The organism is Prevotella illustrans (assembly GCF_017426725.1).
Taxonomy (GTDB): Bacteria; Bacteroidota; Bacteroidia; order Bacteroidales; family Bacteroidaceae; genus Prevotella; species Prevotella illustrans.
In genome coordinates, this window is record NZ_JAERMS010000010.1 from 40,190 (window position 1) to 58,264 (window position 18,075).

Annotated in this window: 15 protein-coding genes; 5 read left to right on the top strand and 10 right to left on the bottom strand. The window is 47.6% G+C overall.

Going from position 1 to position 18,075, the window contains the following annotated elements:
- Window positions 1–91: 91 nt before the first annotated feature.
- Genes JHU38_RS05025 through JHU38_RS05035 form a run of 3 tightly spaced genes read left to right on the top strand, consistent with a single transcriptional unit; the run spans window position 92 to window position 3,533 of the window.
- A complete protein-coding gene (locus JHU38_RS05025) occupies window positions 92–2,266 on the top strand; it encodes a TonB-dependent receptor (RefSeq protein WP_107581112.1) in 2,175 nt (724 codons plus the stop codon).
- Window positions 2,266–2,862, top strand: a complete 597-nt coding sequence (gene pnuC, locus JHU38_RS05030; protein ID WP_232369845.1) for a nicotinamide riboside transporter PnuC — start codon at window positions 2,266–2,268, stop codon at window positions 2,860–2,862. Before JHU38_RS05025 ends, pnuC begins: the two co-directional genes overlap by 1 nt.
- On the top strand, window positions 2,859–3,533 hold the full coding sequence (locus JHU38_RS05035) for a thiamine diphosphokinase (RefSeq protein WP_107581113.1): 675 nt from the start codon (window positions 2,859–2,861) through the stop codon (window positions 3,531–3,533). Before pnuC ends, JHU38_RS05035 begins: the two co-directional genes overlap by 4 nt.
- Window positions 3,534–3,641: 108 nt before the next feature.
- Here the strand turns inward: JHU38_RS05035 and dnaA are convergent, their stop codons facing one another.
- The 5 genes from dnaA to JHU38_RS05060 all read right to left on the bottom strand — a co-directional run bounded on the left by dnaA (window position 3,642) and on the right by JHU38_RS05060 (window position 10,764).
- Window positions 3,642–5,045 carry a chromosomal replication initiator protein DnaA gene (dnaA, locus tag JHU38_RS05040; RefSeq protein ID WP_107581114.1) on the bottom strand — a complete coding sequence of 468 codons (1,404 nt, stop codon included), beginning with the start codon at window positions 5,043–5,045 and terminating at the stop codon, window positions 3,642–3,644.
- A gap of 542 nt (window positions 5,046–5,587) precedes the next feature.
- Window positions 5,588–6,493: an MlaD family protein gene (locus JHU38_RS05045; protein ID WP_107581115.1), complete on the bottom strand. Its 906-nt coding sequence runs from the start codon at window positions 6,491–6,493 to the stop codon at window positions 5,588–5,590.
- Window positions 6,494–6,515: 22 nt separating this feature from the next.
- Window positions 6,516–7,748 carry an N-acetylmuramoyl-L-alanine amidase family protein gene (locus JHU38_RS05050; protein ID WP_107581116.1) on the bottom strand — a complete coding sequence of 411 codons (1,233 nt, stop codon included), beginning with the start codon at window positions 7,746–7,748 and terminating at the stop codon, window positions 6,516–6,518.
- Between the two features lie 52 nt (window positions 7,749–7,800).
- A complete protein-coding gene (gene folB / locus JHU38_RS05055) occupies window positions 7,801–8,184 on the bottom strand; it encodes a dihydroneopterin aldolase (RefSeq protein WP_107581117.1) in 384 nt (127 codons plus the stop codon).
- An 18-nt stretch (window positions 8,185–8,202) separates the two neighbouring features.
- Complete coding sequence (locus JHU38_RS05060) at window positions 8,203–10,764, bottom strand: adenosylcobalamin-dependent ribonucleoside-diphosphate reductase (protein WP_107581118.1); 2,562 nt, start codon at window positions 10,762–10,764, stop codon at window positions 8,203–8,205.
- 152 nt (window positions 10,765–10,916) lie between these two features.
- Here JHU38_RS05060 and JHU38_RS05065 point away from each other — a divergent pair, with 152 nt between their 5' ends.
- Window positions 10,917–11,657 carry a nitroreductase family protein gene (locus JHU38_RS05065; RefSeq protein WP_107581119.1) on the top strand — a complete coding sequence of 247 codons (741 nt, stop codon included), beginning with the start codon at window positions 10,917–10,919 and terminating at the stop codon, window positions 11,655–11,657.
- Here JHU38_RS05065 and JHU38_RS05070 read toward each other — a convergent pair.
- The 4 genes from JHU38_RS05070 to JHU38_RS05085 all read right to left on the bottom strand — a co-directional run bounded on the left by JHU38_RS05070 (window position 11,647) and on the right by JHU38_RS05085 (window position 15,378).
- On the bottom strand, window positions 11,647–11,844 hold the full coding sequence (locus JHU38_RS05070) for a hypothetical protein (RefSeq protein ID WP_199222638.1): 198 nt from the start codon (window positions 11,842–11,844) through the stop codon (window positions 11,647–11,649). The genes JHU38_RS05065 and JHU38_RS05070 overlap by 11 nt on opposite strands.
- Before the next feature lie 347 nt (window positions 11,845–12,191).
- A complete protein-coding gene (locus JHU38_RS05075; RefSeq protein WP_107581120.1) occupies window positions 12,192–12,365 on the bottom strand; it encodes a histidine kinase in 174 nt (57 codons plus the stop codon).
- Window positions 12,366–12,467: 102 nt separating this feature from the next.
- The gene (locus JHU38_RS05080) at window positions 12,468–14,942 is read right to left on the bottom strand and encodes a bifunctional UDP-N-acetylmuramoyl-tripeptide:D-alanyl-D-alanine ligase/alanine racemase (protein WP_107581121.1); all 2,475 of its coding nucleotides are present in this window, start codon (window positions 14,940–14,942) and stop codon (window positions 12,468–12,470) included.
- Window positions 14,943–15,084: 142 nt separating this feature from the next.
- Window positions 15,085–15,378, bottom strand: a complete 294-nt coding sequence (locus tag JHU38_RS05085; RefSeq protein WP_107581122.1) for a hypothetical protein — start codon at window positions 15,376–15,378, stop codon at window positions 15,085–15,087.
- 221 nt (window positions 15,379–15,599) lie between these two features.
- Here JHU38_RS05085 and JHU38_RS05090 point away from each other — a divergent pair, with 221 nt between their 5' ends.
- On the top strand, window positions 15,600–17,159 hold the full coding sequence (locus JHU38_RS05090) for an SLC13 family permease (protein ID WP_107581123.1): 1,560 nt from the start codon (window positions 15,600–15,602) through the stop codon (window positions 17,157–17,159).
- 89 nt (window positions 17,160–17,248) lie between these two features.
- Here the strand turns inward: JHU38_RS05090 and JHU38_RS05095 are convergent, their stop codons facing one another.
- On the bottom strand, window positions 17,249–18,070 hold the full coding sequence (locus JHU38_RS05095; RefSeq protein WP_107582295.1) for a GSCFA domain-containing protein: 822 nt from the start codon (window positions 18,068–18,070) through the stop codon (window positions 17,249–17,251).
- Window positions 18,071–18,075 lie beyond the last annotated feature (5 nt).

An 18,075-nucleotide genomic window follows, 5' to 3' on the forward strand; every position in this document is an offset into this window, starting at 1 on the left:
TTTTATAATTCCATCGCTGACGGATATTGACGTGTGGCATGCCCATTTTCTGATGATTATTACATTTACTAATGATTAAGATTTACACGAAATGAAGAAAATGGTCATGGTTCTGGCGGTTGCGTCAACAGTTTTGGCAGCCAATGCCGCAGAAGAGAAGCTCGATACGCTCAGGACTTACGAATTGCAAAACGTACAGGTCGTTTCCACTCGTGCAGGACAGAAGACGCCAATGGCATTCTCCACGATGGACAAACGGCAAATCAACAAAATCAATCACGGTCATGATATTCCCTTCCTGCTGTCGCTCACGCCGAGTGTGACGACAACCAGCGACGCAGGAAACGGCATTGGTTACTCCAGTTTGAAGGTGCGTGGCACCGATCCGAGCCGCATCAACTTCACCGCCAACGGCATTCCCATCAACGACGCTGAGAGTTCGCAAGTGTTCTTCGTCAACATGGGCGACTTCATGTCGAGCGTACAAGACGTTCAGATACAGCGGGGTGTGGGCAGTTCGACCAACGGCAGCGCGGCTTTCGGTGCCAGTGTCAACATGCAGACCGACGCTCCTTCGCTCACACCCTACGTCCGACTCAACTTGTCGGCAGGCAGCTACGGCACGCACAAGGAGAGTCTGCTCTTCGGTTCGGGCCTGATGGCCGACCACTGGAGCTTCAACGGGCGCCTGTCGAACATTGGCAGTGACGGCTACATCGAACGAGCGTCAACCAATCTGAACTCTTACTTTCTGCAAGGCGCTTACACCGGCACCAACACGATGGTGAAACTGCTGACCTTCAACGGCATAGAGAAGACGTACATGGCCTGGGACTATGCCAGCAAAGAGCAGATGAAGAAATATGGCAGACGCTATAACCCATGCGGAGAATATACGGATGCCGACGGAAAAAAACGGTATTACAACAATCAGAAGGACAACTACCATCAGCAAAACTACCAACTCATCTGGAACCAGATACTGGGTCAAGGATTCAACTTGAATGTAGGCTTGCACTATACGGCCGGTTTCGGCTATTACGAGCAGTACAAGATGGGACAAAAACTGGCCAAGTACGGCTTTGCGGGCAGTAAGCTGAAATCAGATTTGATACGCCGCAAGAACTTGCGCAACGACTTCGTGGGCGGCGTTTATTCGCTCAACTATGAGCAAGGACGCTGGCATGCCTCGCTGGGCGGTGCCATCAACCGGTACAGCGGACGCCATTTCGGCAACATCTTGAGCATTATCAATCCCACCGTCACTAATTACCCGGGCAAGGAATACTACCGCAACAAAGCCGTGAAAAGCGAGAACAGTGTCTATGGAAAGCTGAACGTAGACCTCTGGAAGGGGCTGAGCACCTACGTAGACTTGCAATATCGCCACATCGGCTACCGCATCCAGAACCCCAACGACGAGTATTCCAACGCCGCAAAGAACGGCTGGCTCTACGATGAGAAGTATGATTTCTTCAATCCCAAGGCCGGTTTGTACTATCAGTTCAACCCCAACCACGCTGTCTACGCTTCGCTGGCCATCTCTCACCGTGAGCCTACGCGCAACGATTTCGAGGGCCATGATATACCGAAGCCCAAGGCCGAGCGCATGACAGACTGGGAACTGGGCTACAAATACCAGAGCGCGACGCTGAGCGCGGGCGTCAACCTGTACCACATGAGCTATAAGGACCAGTTCGTTTTGACCGGAGAAATCAACGCCATCGGCGAGATGATCCACCGCAACGTGGGCAATTCGTATCGTCAGGGCATAGAGTTGCAAGGCGCGTGGAAGCCTTCCGACTGGTTCAGATGGGACGCCAACGCCACCTTCAGCAGGAATAGGGCCAAGGATTGGACGGTCAAGAACGGCAACGGAAAGGATGTTCGGTTCGGCACGACGCACCTGAGCTTCTCGCCGGACGTTATCTTCAACAACATCTTCACGTTCAGTTACAAAGGCTTGGAGGCCGGACTGCAAAGCCAATACATCGGCAAACAGTACATGACCAATGACGACAACAAGAATCTGACATTGGACGCCTACTTCGTAAGCAACGTCGACGTGAGTTATACCTTCAAGCTCAAATCGGTGAAGAGCATTACGGTGGGGGCCACGGTCTACAACCTGTTCTCCAAAAAGTATTTCACCAACGGCTATGCCGGTGCCGGCTATGACGACAACGGTAAAGAAACCTCAAACTGGGCTACCTACTCTCCGCAGGCACCCATCAACTTTTTGGCACATTTAAGCATCACTTTCTAATGATTATTGATTATCTATCAATCCACTGGCTCGATATTCTGACCACGATACTGGGCATTGCCTACATCGTGCTGGAATATCGAGCCAGCATTCTTTTATGGCTGGTGGGCATCATCATGCCCGCGCTTGACATCTGGCTCTACTACAGTCACGGCCTCTATGGCGACGCGGGTATGGCTGTATATTACACGCTGGCCGCTATTTATGGCTATGCCGTCTGGAAATTCGGACGAAAACGCGGGCAGCGGGAGGGCCAGGCGCTACTCATCAGTCACATGCCCAAACGCCTTTACCTACCCGCCACGGTATTCTTCTTCGTCGCCTGGGGCGTAACCTACTGGATTCTGACCGAGTTTACCAACTCCACTGTTCCCCTACTCGACGCCTTTACCAACGCCCTCAGCTTTGTAGGGCTGTGGGCTTTGGCACGGAAGTATATGGAACAATGGTTCTTCTGGATCGGCGTCGACCTGATTAGCTGCTATCTTTATATCAACAAGGGCATTCCTTTTAAGGCCGGACTCTACGGTCTTTACGTCATCATAGCCGTGGCAGGCTACTTCAAGTGGCAAAAGATGATGAAACAACAATTATGAAACATTACGAGAAGATAAACACAGAGAGCCGTTTCGACACGGTCATCGTGGCCGATGGTGCCTTCCCCAAAGGCGATGTGGCACTGAACATACTGCGCCATGCCCGGCACATCATTGCTTGCGACGGTGCCGCGAAGACGCTGTTAAATCAAGGTTTTGAACCGACAGGAATCACGGTGATAGGCGATGGCGACAGCCTGAGCGAAGAATTGAAAGTTCAACTGCATTTTATTCAAATCGAGGAACAAGACAGCAACGACCTGACCAAGGCCACACGCCACTACATTGCGCAACCAACGACTGTCTCCGGAAGCCGCATTGCCTTTTTAGGCGCCACCGGAAAACGGGAAGATCACACCCTCGCAAATATTTCATTAATGATGCGCTATTACCGGGAGATGAACATTCAGCCGGTGATGATAACCGATGAGGGCTATTTTATTCCATCCGATGGAGCCAGTAGCTTTACAACCTTCGTTGGACAGCAGATGAGTATCTTCAATTTCGGCTGCCGACAGCTCGAAAGCGAGGGACTTGTATGGAACGTTTTCCCATTCGATGAGCTATGGCAGGGCACTCTCAACGAGGCCGAAAAAACGACGATAAAATTTAAAGGAGACGGTTATTATCTGGTATATCTGACATTTCAGGGTAAAAGACACTGCGTCTGACCCCCCCACACCAAGCCTTTGAAACAGCAACTATAATCAAAACAACATGAAAAAAGCGTCATTGTCTGTTCAGACTTTGACGCTTTTCTATTTAAAACCATAAAATACTTATTTCAGATGAAAGGAGTTTTCGATTGAAACCAACTCCGACCGGAACGCCGCGTCGTACTTCAGCTTCTGCTCCACCTGCGTACAACTGTGAATAACGGTAGAGTGATCGCGGTTACCGACAAGCCGCCCGATTCGCGAAGCAGGCATTTTGGTATACTTCTGGGCCAGATACATCGACACCTGACGCGCTACGACCAAATCGCGTTTGCGACTTTTGCTGTTGACGGCAGTTGTCGTGACATTGAAATGATTGCAAACCGTGTCCATGATATCGTCTACCGTCAGCGGCTTATCATCAATCTTCACAGCCCGCTTGATAACTCTGGTAGCCAATTTCATATCCACTTCGCAATTATAGACTACGCTATAAGCCAACAAACTGTTGACAACACCCTGCAAATCGCGAACGCTTCCATTGGCTGTAGAGGCTATAAAGTTAACCACGTCTTCGGGAATATGCAGGCCATCGCGTCGTATCTTGTTGTTCAGAATAGCCACACAAAGCTCTACGTTGGGTTTTTCGAGCTCGGCTATCAAGCCACATGAAAAGCGTGTCAGCAGACGGTCGTTCATTCCTTTCAAATCAACAGGAGGACGATCGCTGGCCAATATGATGCGCTTACCGTTGCGGAACAGATGATTAAAGATGTGGAAGAAGGTGTCCTGAGTCTTTGTTGCCGTCATCCACTCTTGAATATCATCGACTATCAGCATGTCAATGGTCTGATAGAAGTTGATGAAATCGTTGACCGCATTCTGTAAAACGGCATTCGTGTACTGCACCTGAAAGAGGCGGGCGCTGATATACAACACGCGCATCTGCGGATACAACTGCTTGGCATACACGCCTATGGCATTGATCAGGTGGGTCTTTCCGCAACCACTCGGCCCATAGATAAACATCGGATTGAACTGGTTATTGTTGGGATGTTCAGCGATGCTCTGGCCGACAGAGCGTGGCAATTTATTGCAATCACCTTCTATATAATTCTTGAAAGTCTGATGAGGGTTCAGCTGTGAATCTATCTCCTGTGGACGGGCCGCGTCCAAGACGGAAGGAGGCTGGTTGCCACGCGCCTTCGCACGCTGCTTGATATCTGTATCTGCAGAATCTGCCTGAAGATCCTGCGTCAAATTGTGCTCCTTATCGGTCACGACACGATAGCCTAACTGCACTCCGTCGCCAAAAGTCTTACGTAAGACCTTGCGCAACAAGTCCAGATAGTTAGCCTCAAGATACTCATAGACAAACGGACTAGGTACCTTGAGCAACAATTGCCTCTTCTCCTGATTGAAAGAATCGAAGACAATTGGCTTAAACCATGTATTAAACTGTTCCATCCCAATGTTCTCACGGATGAGCGCAAGAGCATTGTCCCAACATGTATTGGAACGCACCATATTTAATAGTTCTATTACAATTTTTTATTAATGTCTTTCTCTAACAGCCTGTGCTTAATTCCCTCTCATAATTGAGCCTTCAGCTATAGATTACAATGCAAATTTAACAAAGAAATATGAAAGTTGCAAATCAACGTTTTATATATTTTTTAAGAACTTTCGCTAACTGACTATAAATAGGCACTTTACGAAAATAAAAGAAAACAAAATTCAAAATGGCTATTGCAAATTTACAACGCCCTGTTTATCAGCGGATTACAAAAAACGAAACAAACTTCTTCCCCACCGGTGAAACATTGGAAAAGGAACGTTAAACACGCAAGTATAAACCCAACAACAACAATCTTGGCGGCGTGAAACATCAGCCGCGTATAATTTAGACTTAATTTATTTTACAACAAAAGGGCAAGTATTAAAATAGAAAGACTATTCTGTGGGTTTGTAAAAGGGCTGCTTTCAGCGTGTAAAAGCAGCCCTTTTGCATGGCAATAGCATAGCGTTTGGAAAACCGTTGATAAAATACAGAAAAGCGGAATAATTTCTTATCTGTCTTTCTTGCCAAATAAAGAGAAATGGACGTAGCGCTTCGGATGCTCACGCACGTTGATCAGTAAGGAATCGGCACTCTTCATCGTCGCAGCCAGATTGTTATAAAGGGCCGGATCACGCATCAAAAGGCCCAGGCTTCCCGAATTATGATTCAACCGGTCTGTAAATTCCTGAACATTGGCGAGCGTTTTATTCACCTGATCCATGGTCCCTTGAACGTCTACCTGGGCCAAGTTGGCCGTCAGTCGAGTTGTGTTTTCCAATACGCCGTCGGCCTTTTGCATCAAGCCGGGCACCTGGCGATTGACCGAAGACAGCAACTGATTGAGTTCGCGGGTCGACGTTGTCAGGTCGCCTGTCACATCCCGGATATTGTGCAAGGAAGCTGCGATGGCGGGATCGGCTAATAACCGGTTGACACTCGAAAGAATACTATCGAGTTTCGGCATCATTTTCTGCACTTCGGGAACGATATTGGCAACCTTGCCAAGCGCACCGCCATTAACTACGCCCCACAATGTGTCGCCGGGCTCGAGCCGATTTCGAGGATCGTTGGCCATCAAGATATTCAGCTTTACATTGCCCATCAAGTCGCTTACGATCTCCGCGCTGCTTCCTTTCGGTATGCGCAAACCTTTCTCTACCTGAACCCGCACAATGATATCATCCTGACGTTTCAAGTCATAATCTATTCCTTTCACCACGCCAATTTGATAGCCGTCCGCATAAATAGGATTTGAGGACGACAAACCACTGATGTCCTTGAACTTCACATAATATATATTGTCATTCGAGAAGACAGACATTCCTTTCAGAAAATTCAATCCAAAGAAAAGAACGACAATACCCACTGTAGCCACGATGGCTATTTTCACTTCTCGTGTTAAAATTTTAGTCATTGCTCTGTATATTATTTATCTGCTAACGGCTTTTCTTAAACTCCTGAATAGCCGAATTTACACTAATTTTCTCTCCATTCTTGAAAGCGATAATAAACGCTTCCGGAAACTTATCAAGAATCTGTTTACGTAACTGATGGATTTCGTTATAATTATCAGAAGCTCCATAAGTGTACTTATTCATACCATTCTCTTCAAAACACTCTACCGGTTCGAGCTGCTTAAAATGCCCATCGCCCGGCCGAAGCTTACGGGAAGTGACGAGAATCTGTATTTTGAAGATCGGCTTTGCCTGATCGGTTGACACCGTTTGGGGCTCTTCCTTAATCACTTGACGAGCGGGCTTTGCCTCTACGACTTGGGCCGAAGGCTTGTTTGCCGAAGAAGAATCCCGGTCTTTACCCACTCCACGATTACCGTCGTTGTCCTTGATCAGTTGCGGAATTTCAGCGGTCTCTGCCGTTTCGGCCTTATAAGGAACAACAATTCCATTAAAATATCTATTCTTATAGCGCAGGAATCCGTGGTAAATAGCCTGTCCCATCTTGCGAATACCTTCCGGACTATTTAAGAAAGTTTCCTCTTCAGATGACGTAATAAAGCCTAATTCTATCAAACAGCTCGGCATTGACGTTTCGCGCAATACGAGGAAACCGGCTTGATGCACTCCTTTATCGATACGCCCTGCCTCTTTGCATACACTGTTCTGAATATCCCGGGCCAGCTCTACGCTCTTTTCCATATTCTTGCCTTGGATAAATTCAAACATGATATAGCTTTCGGAAGACTTGGGATCAAAGCCTGCATAGGTCTGCTTGTAATTCTTTTCCAGCGAGATAACCGAGTTTTCACGAATCGCTACATCTAAATTATCTTTCGCACGATGCATTCCCAGTGTATAGGTTTGGAATCCCCGGGCAACCCTTCCCGCGGGAAGAGAATTGGTATGTACGGAGATAAACAAGTCGGCATTGGCACGATTGGCAATATTCGCGCGTTCGTTCAGGGCAATCTTAACATCGGTCTTGCGGGTATAGACGACTTTTACGTCGGGGCTGTTCTGTTCCACGTAACGGCCAAACTCAAGCGCGATATTTAGATTAATATCTTTTTCTTTTGAAAAAGCGCCCATGGCCCCGTTATCTACACCGCCATGGCCGGCGTCGATAACCAAAACAAATTTCTTATCGGCCGAAACCGACAAGGTAACAAACAAGAGAATTAGGGTAAATAAGAAAACTTTCTTGCCAATCATACACCTACTAAATTAAGGCAAAATTACAGAATATATATTACAAAACCGAAAATTAGCTTCCCGTTTTATCATTTATTAAGTGAACTTCCACACCGGCACCGTCACAATCAGCACCCATCGGGGGATTTAACTTCATGACGCGTAGCGTAAGTTCCTGTATCTGGGGGAACGAGTCAAACAGTTTTTGACCGATCCGCCCTGCCAAACACTCGAGCAAACAGACCGGTCTCTGCATTTCCACACTGACCAACTGATAGACTTCGGCGTAATTCAACGCGTGTTCAATATCATCGGTTGCCATTGCCTGCATGAAATCATAAGCGATTTCGAGGCTGACAGAATAGTCGTTACCTACCAAACGCTCCTGCGGCATCACGCCATGAAAGGCATGAAACCGCAGGTTAGACAGTAGTATTTTACTTTGTTTGATAATCATTGCTATATTTCGCCACTTTTATCCGCAACGGCTTGCGCCGCAATTCGTACAAATCAGACAGCCCTCTTGATAGACCAACGCCTCCTGTCCGCAAGACGGACATTGCTGTCCCTTGGCTGCCGTGCCATCACTCACATACTTCTTGAGCGCCCGCTCAACACCTATTTTCCATGTATTGATATTTTCACTCTGCAACTGCAACTGGCCAACCAACTTAATGACATGCTCTATGGGCATGCGATAACGCAAAACACCGGAAATTAGCTTAGCATAGTTCCAATACTCCGGATTAAACTTCTCGCTCAATCCCTCAACCGTAGTTTTATATCCGCGCTTATTTTCAAACTGGAAATCATAGCGTTTGGTGCCATCTTCATTGACCCGTTTGATGATCTTGCCCTTTGTGACACTCTTGGGCAGCATGATTCCTTCTTCATCATCCTGCAGACCCGTAAAGATTTCATAAGGATAGCCATTCAGTAAACCAACAAAAGCCACCCACTTTTCCTTGTTATTCTGGAAACGAACGACGTCACATTCCAGTTCTTTCGGACGAACCTCTGTCACTTCGGGATGGTGGCATGGCGCAAGTTCCGGCTTTTTCTCATCTTCTTTCTTCTTGCCCTTCTTTGAAACGGGTATCATGACACCCGAACGACTGCCGTCTCTATAAATCGTACAGCCCTTGCAGCCGCTCTTCCAGGCCTCGACATACAGGCGATTGACCAATGCCTCGTCAACATCATTGGGCAAATTCACAGTCACACTGATACTATGATCCACCCATTTCTGAATGGCGCCCTGCATCTTCACCTTCATCAACCAGTCCACATCATTAGCCGTTGCTCTATGATAAGGCGATTTTTCGACGAGCGCGTCTATCTCTTCCTGACTATATTTCTTATCCGCGTCGTAGCCGTTTACCTGCATCCATGTTAAGAACTTGCTATGATAAACAATGTATTCCTCGAAGCTATCGCCCACCTCGTCGACAAAATCGACACGCACATCCGCATCATTGGGATTCACCTTGCGACGACGTTTATATACGGGCATGAAAACTGGTTCAATACCGCTGGTAGTCTGTGTCATGAGCGACGTTGTTCCGGTCGGCGCAATCGTCAGACAGGCTATATTCCGACGTCCATATTGACGGATATCGTCATAGAGTTGCGAATCAACCGCTTTGATTCTCAAAAGGAAAGGATTATGTTCTTCGCGCTTGGCGTCGAATATTTCAAAAGCGCCACGTTCCTGTGCCATCGTCACAGAGGAACGATAAGCATTCAGCGCAAGGGTCTGATGTACCAAAACGGAGAAATCCGTAGCTTCCTGTGTTCCATAACGCAGTCCCAAAGCGGCCAGCATGTCACCTTCGGCTGTGATACCCACACCGGTACGACGTCCCTGTCCGCTCTTCTTCTTGATCTTTTCCCACAGGTGATATTCCACACTCTTCACCTCAGCGCTCTGTGGGTCCTGCTCTATCTTGCGCATAATCAGATCGATTTTCTCCATTTCAAGATCCACGATATCGTCCATCATGCGCTGGGCCAACTTCACATGCTCTTTGAATTTATCGAAATCGAAAGAGGCATGATCGGTAAACGGATCATTCACATAGCTATATAGATTAATGCTCAACAGGCGGCAGCTGTCGTATGGACAAAGCGGTATCTCGCCACAGGGATTGGTGCTAACCGTGCGGAAGCCCAAATCGGCATAGCAATCAGGAATGCTTTCCTTCAAGATCGTATCCCAAAAGAGCACACCGGGTTCAGCACTCTGCCACGCGTTGTGAACAATTTTCGCCCAAAGTTCGCGAGCAGAAACCGTCCGTTTCACGAAAGGATGTTCCGAATTGACGGGATATTGCTGCATATACGGCCAATCTTCAACGACAGCCTGCATAAACGCGTCATCTATCTTCACCGAAACATTGGCACCCGTCACCTTGCCCTCCGTCATCTTTGCGTCAATAAAAGCCTCGCTGTCAGGATGTTGGATGCTGACACTCAACATCAATGCCCCACGACGCCCGTCCTGTGCCACTTCACGCGTAGAGTTGCTGTAGCGCTCCATAAACGGAACTAAGCCCGTAGAGGTCAGCGCGGAATTATTGACAGGACTTCCGGCAGGACGAATATGACTCAAATCATGCCCCACACCGCCACGCCGCTTCATCAACTGCACTTGCTCTTCATCGATGCGCATGATAGCACCGTAAGAATCAGCGTCGCCGTCCAACCCTATCACAAAACAATTACTAAGACTTGCTGCTTGGTGATCATTCCCGATGCCGGTCATCGGACTGCCGGCAGGTATAATATAACGGAAATGATCCAAAAGTTCAAATATTTGTTGAGCGGAAACCGGATTTTTATACTTCTGCTCTATTCTGGCTATTTCATTGGCAATGCGCCAATGCGTTTCAACAGGATTCTTCTCAAAAATGTTTCCGAAGCTATCCTTCATCGCATACTTGTTCACCCATACACGGGCAGCCAACTCGTCGCCATCAAAATACTTCAACGCAGACTCAAAGGCCTCATTATAGGAATAAGCTTTACTATTTTCCATGAAACGTAAAATGGATTGATTTGGTGCAAAACTACAACTATTTTTTAATATTACTTATTAACGAGAAATTTATTTAGGAAAAGTAATCGTTAAAACTTTCCGAAAAAGAAACTATTTTTATCTTTGCACTTAAAAAAAAAGTCTCCAACGTTATGAAATCAATCATCAAACGAACAACTATTAGAAAATACACAGAGCAAAACGTTTCGGACGACATGCTCCATCAACTACTTGAGATTGCGGAACGCACTCCCACCATGGGCAATCTACAACTCTACAGCGTCGTGATTACGCGTAGTGCCGAAGGTAAGGCCGCTTTGGCCCCGGCCCACTTCAATCAACCCATGGTCGTGTCGGCACCCGTCGTGCTTACCATTTGCGCCGACTTCCACAGAACGACCGCATGGGCTAACCAAAGAAATGCGAGCCCGGGCTATGATAACTTTTTGAGTTTCCTGAACGCGGCCACCGACGCCCTGCTCTACACCCAAACGTTCTGCAACCTGGCCGAAGAAAAGGGACTTGGCACCTGCTTCCTGGGCACAACCCTCTACAACGCGCAATCCATTATCGACACGCTCCATTTACCTCAACTTGTTTTTCCTGTAGCCACCATCACGCTCGGTTGGCCGGCCGAGCAGCCCGCGCTTACCGACCGACTTCCTTTGCGTTCCATCGTTCATACGGAAACATTCGAAGACTATACTGCTGAAAAGATTAACGATTTCTATAAAGAGAAGGAATTACTGCCCGAAAATCAACACTTTGTTGACATCAACCATAAGGAAACACTCGCCCAAGTATTCACCGATCTTCGCTACACCAAAAACGATAACGTCGCAATGAGTAAACACCTGATAGAAGCCTTACGCCGGCAAGGCTTTATCGAATAACAAAAAAAAGGCGCGGGCCGTGTTTCACAACACAGTCCGCGCCATACTTTAGAGTTGGTAGTGGCGCTTCAAGCACAGGTTTGAGTTTCTCGATGTTCGCCTCCTCACACATCGCCGGCACGTGGGCGGCAAACCGGAAGTGCTCCATGTTCTGGAGCTGTGCCTTATTGATAGTCTTGATTTCCATAGATTTTTGTTTAAAAGATTACTGATAAACTGCGATTTATTGGCTCCCTACAGGCAGTTTTGCTGAAAAATCGCAGTTTCTGAGTTCCCGACGGCTGTTTTTGTCAAAAACCTGCAGTTTCTGAGTTCCCGACGGCTGTTTTCATCGAAAACCTGCAGTTTCTGAGTTCCTGACGGCTGTTTCCGAAGAAAAATCGCGATTTTCTGCTCCCGAGAGAGCATTTCAACATTGACCACACGACGAAAAACGGAAAATCCCGGCCGGCGGTTTGCGGGAAAACAACCGTCCCACGCTCTCGGACGATGCGGAGCGTGGGACGAAAAGGGATATTGCGGCGAAAGCCTGTTTCATTCACTTTTTGCGAGTTCCTTTGCAGAAACAGTCGTAACCAGCCCGTTTTCATCGGCTATCACGATGTCTTCGCCTTTGAGCACTTTCTCGTGAATCATCTTCTGACGCGCGATTTTCATGCCATCTATCATCTTGCGTGCAAATTCGCTGTATCGTTCCTTATTTTCCATAATCGCTTATTTTTGAGAATAAAGTTTCATCATATACAACCGTGTCTCTGCCTATACCGCCCTCTGCCACAACAGCCTGTGCCATATACTCAACTGATATTTTTAATCTTGATAATACACGCGCCTGACACGATTGCTTATCCCCGTCATCACTTCGTAAGGTATTGTTTCCAGCAAATCACTAAGGACGGTGACGGGCAATTCCGGGCCAAAGATTTCGACCATATCCCCTTCTTTACAATCTATGCCCGTGACATCAATCATGCAGACATCCATACAGATGTTACCGACATACTGCGCTTGCTTGCCATTGACCAGACAATAGCCCTTGCGGTTGCCCAATCTACGGTTCAGGCCGTCGGCGTAGCCGATAGGAATGGCTGCTATCAAGCTATCCTTGTCTAAAACCGTACGGCGGCTATAGCCTATACTATCGCCTGCCGGAACATGGCGCAACTGCAAAATCGTTGTCTTCAAGGCCGAAATCGTATGTATTGTTTGGTTGTTACGCGGATTGATTCCATAAAGCCCCAGCCCCAGCCGACACATATCCAACTGACGCTCCGGGAAATGCTCAATGCCCGCAGAGTTATCAATATGGCGCAGTATGTTATGACTAAAAGCCTGTTGGAGTTGCCGGCTTCCTTGATCGAAAAGTTCAAACTGCCGTGTGGAGAACGCGTCGAAGCCATCATCATCGCTACCAACGAAATGACTGAACACCGAGCGAGGAATAATGGCGTTCTGACGTTTCAGTCTTCGAATAAGCTCTTCCATGTCGTGCTTAGGATCAAAGCCTAAGCGATGCATGCCCGTATCAAGTTTAATATGCACCGGATAATCCGTGACACCTTCTTTCTCAGCCGCTTTCACAAGTGCTTCGAGCAATCGGAAGCTGTACACTTCCGGTTCAAGGTCGTAGTCAAACATCGTTTTAAAGGCCGACATCTCAGGATTCATGATCATGATATTACCGGTAATACCGTTTTTCCGCAGAGTTACGCCCTCGTCGGCCACGGCCACGGCCAAATAGTCTACCTGATGATCCTGCAAGGTTTTGGCTATCTCAACGCTTCCGGCACCGTAAGCGTCGGCTTTTATCATGCAAACGAGTTTGGTTCCGGGCTTCATCATGTCGCGATAATAGTTCAGATTGTCGACCACGGCATTGAGATTCACCTCCAAGACCGTCTCATGCACCTTACGAACCAAGTTTTCTGTTATCCGGTCAAAGCCAAACTGCCGTGCGCCCTTGATTAAAATAACCTCATCGCGCAAGGAACGGAAGACCTCACTTTGCAGAAAACTCTCAACCGTTTTGAAGAAGAACTTCTCGCTTATCTTTATCAAATCGGCGTGGGAAAACAAATCCGCTCCGATACCGATAAACTTTTCGACCCCTCGTTCTATCGCCAGCTTGCTCACTTCTCCATACAGGCTTTCGCCCGATTGGCCACTCTGATAGATATCGCTCAATATCAATGTGCGCCTTCGGCCTTTATGATCAGGACGGCGGTTCATAAAATCGAGCGCGATATCGAGCGACTTGATATCCGAATTATAACTATCATTAATCAAAGTACACCCGTGTTGTCCTTCTTTTACCTCTAATCGCATGGCAACAGGTTCCAATCGGGCCATCCGTTCTGCCAGCACGTCGGGCGTCACATCCAACTGCAGGGCTACCGTTGCGGCCACCACGCTGTTCTCTATCGAGGCAGAGTCAATGAACGGAATGGTGTATTGCCCCCGAAGATGGTTCTTAAACGTATAATCGACCACCGTCCGCAAGCCTTCGATATGGATATGAACATACATAGGTGCCTTATCGTCCTTGCTCGACCACGCCAGCAACTCGCCTTTCAGCGTGGATTCCGACACACAACGACGAATCGTATCATCGTCCATGCAATAGACAATGACATCCGATTCATAAAACAAACGCAGTTTTTCTTTGCATTTGGCTTCTTTCGATGCAAAATTTTCCTGATGAGCACTTCCCACATTGGTCAGCACCCCGATTGTCGGCTGAATGATTGTCTGCAAGGCCGGCATTTCACCGGGCCGGCTGATGCCTGCCTCAAATATGCCCACCTGCGTGTCTTCCTTCAACAGCCAGACGCTCAAAGGCACACCAATCTGTGAATTGTAGCTACGCGGACTTCTGATAACGATTTTATCCGGAGAAATCAACTGGTAGAGCCATTCCTTTACGACGGTCTTACCATTGCTCCCTGTTATACCTACAATCGGGATATCATACTCGTCGCGATGACGCTCGGCCAGCCGTTGCAAAGCCTTCAGCGTATCGGCTACTCTCAGAAAATTAGCCTCCGGATAATTCACTTCATAAGAAAGAGGAACCTGTTCTACGACAAAGTTCCTCACTCCACGCCGATAAAGATCGGCTATATAATTATGTCCGTCATTACGTTCTGATGTCAACGCAAAAAACAAAGTTTCTTCGGGGAAACACAGAGAGCGGCTATCTGTCAACAAAAAGGCTATATTAGCGTCTCTATGTCCAAAACGACGCGCACCGACAAGTGTGGTGATTTTTTCAATCGTATATGTCATCGTTCTATCATGTTAAATATCGTAAGCGGAAATAGACAGAGAAGCACGACAGGCCCCTATCCGAATAGCAAACCCTTGCTTACCACTTGCAAAGATACTTCAACCTAAAGAAACGACCAAAGAAATATTATAAAAATCAGAATCAACTTTCGACGATACGTATATTCTTTCCTTCTACCTGAACAAACCCCGCTTCACGGGCCTTGCCCAATAAGTAAAGCGCCTTCTTATAAGAACAACCATACTTATTTTTCAAGCTCACCAAAAATGTTGTTCTTGAAAGTTCAACGGTTTTCCGCTCCCGAAAAATGACTTCAATTCTCTTTTTCAGTTCATCGGGATGAAAGCTGATACGTTTTTGGTAAGAATAATTGACGATGGCAATGGCCAATAACGCAATAACAGCACCGATAATCAACAAGGTAATCTGACTCATAACGCTTGATTTAATAAGGTTAATAACTTAATATAATATATCGCAAATATACAATATTTTCCAAGAGTCTGTTATTTAGATGGCCCTTTTTAATGTTTTTTCTTTAAAAAGCACTAAAAACTATCCTATTTAAATATTACCCTCACTTTTTGGTATAACGAGTTGAATTATTCACTATATTTGCTGCATCCGAATTATATCATGATTTAACTATCAAACCTATGAATGACATTCAAGTAAAAAGGATCTCTCCCGAGGAGGAACAGACCACAATCAATCCCAATTCGAGATTCGACCGCAACCGCCGCTATGCCGGTGCCGTCTTCGGCCCCATCTGCGCCTTATTAGTTTGGATAACCCCTATCAACGGTCTCACGCCCGAAGCTCACAAGCTACTGGCCGTCATGACCCTCGTCGCGCTATGGTGGATTACCGAACCGATTCCCATTCCCGTGACCTCGTTGCTCGGCCCTACTCTCTGTGTCGTATGCGGCGTTGTCAAGATGAAAGAGGCTTTCGCCGCTTTTGCCAACCCGATGATCTTCCTGTTCATGGGTGGCTTCATGATAGCCAAGGCCATGATGGTTCACGGGCTCGACAAGCGCATAGCCTACGGCATTATTTCCATGAAATGGGTGGGCGACAGTCCCCGCAAGATATTCTTAGCCATAGGTTTGGCCTGTATGCTTTGTTCCGGATGGATCAGCAATACGGCCACGGCCGCCATGATGTTTCCCATTGCGCTCGGTCTGCTTGAGGCTATCCGCGAAATGATGGCTGCCAACGGCAAAGAGATAGACCTTAAAACATACAAATACGCGACCGGTCTGATGCTGATGACCGCATACGCCTGTTCCATCGGAGGGGTCTTAACACCCATCGGAACACCACCTAATATCATTATGCTCGGCTTTTTGAGCGAAATGAGCGATATTCATATTTCATTTTTCCAATGGATGGTATGGGGATTCGTTGCCATGGTGTGCTATTTTATCATTGCCTATATCGTTCTTTCCAAGATGTTTCCCGCCGACGTGGAGCATATTGAAGGCGCGCAAGCTTTTATCGGACAGAAGAAAAAAGAGTTGGGTCAATGGACGCAGGCGCAGAAGAACACGCTCACGGCCTTTATCGTGGCCGTTGTATTATGGGTCACTCCGGGGTTTCTCAGTATCTTTTTCGGAACGGAAAGCGATATTCTGAAAGGCTACAACAAGCTCTTCCCCGAGGCCGTCGTTGCCATGGTAGGTGCCTTGTTGCTCTTTTTCTTGCCTGTCAATCTGAAGAAAGGCTGGATGACACTGCGCTGGAAAGACGCCGTGGCGGGCGTAGAATGGGGAACGTTATTGCTCTTCGGCGGCGGACTGGCCATGGGCGGCATGATGTATAGCACAGGTCTCTCGGCCTGGATCGGCAATCAAATCATTTCCATCATGGGTGGCCGGCCTTCCGAACTTATCCTCGTTGCGGTGTTCTGTGTCATGGCTTTGCTACTGTCGGAGCTTACATCCCACACGGCAGCCACCAACATGATAGGTCCGTTGGCCATCGGCGCGGCCGTCTCCGCGGGTTTCAGCCCCATTCCGGTAGCCGTCGGCGTAGCTCTTTCCGCTTCATTGGGCTTCATGCTTCCCGTCTCTACTCCACCCAACGCCATCGTCTATGCCAGTGGTTATATTCCCATCACCAAGATGATCAAGACCGGCGTCTATATCGACGTTATCGGAATAGCCGCCGTCACCATACCTGTCGTGCTCTACTTGGTCAATATGATCGTGTAGCGATTCCAACTAAGGGCTTATGTCACCCCACATGAAAAAGGCTTACACCGTTTTCGTTTCAAAACCGTGTAAGCCTTTTCTCCCATAAGCTATTTCCCTACCGCATACTTTGCCTCAAACGCTTTCAATCTCGATTCCGCATCCGCTCGAAATTTTCGGTATTCCTCCGAGTCGGGATTAAAAGGCTTATGGCCCAACGCGTCCTTTATCGGTTTCCATTCGGCGATAAAAGTATTGGCCACATCGTCAAAATAGGCCTCGGCAAAGCGTTCCCAGATATATTCTACGGCTTGGGCGGACGGATGAAGCATATCCGCGTCGTAGAAACGGTAGTCGCGCAACTCATCGCATACAAGTTCGTAGGCGGGGAAATAGCTCACTACTTGATTATGTATAGAGAGCTTGCACAACCTGTCGACCGCCAGCAACAGCGTCGCCTTGCTCAACCGGCTTTCATGATAGCCATACTTGCGATAACGAATGGGGCTTACCGTCATCACGACCCGTACATTCGCGTTACGTTGAAGCAGTCTGTCTACAGCGGATCGCAACGCTTCCACGCACTCATCAACCGTCAGTTCGCGTTCCGTGAAGAGCTGTTGTGGTCGCTTATTGCAGTTATCTACAATTTCGCCCGTTTCATTCAACACGTAAACATGATTTGTCCCAAGCGTTATAAACACCACATCAAACGGCGGCTGCGCTTCGTCGGCAGTCAACCGGACTATCTCATGCTGTACGCTGACCGGATTATACATCACGCCAGAAGGATTAACTTGCACACGAAAACGCTCTTCCGAAAAACGCCGGCCGATGTTTCCCGCAAAGCAACTGCCCACAAACAACAATCGGTGGGCAGGTTTTATCTTCCAAGAAGAAACAGGAATGTCTACGATTGTTCTGAATTCCACGAGCA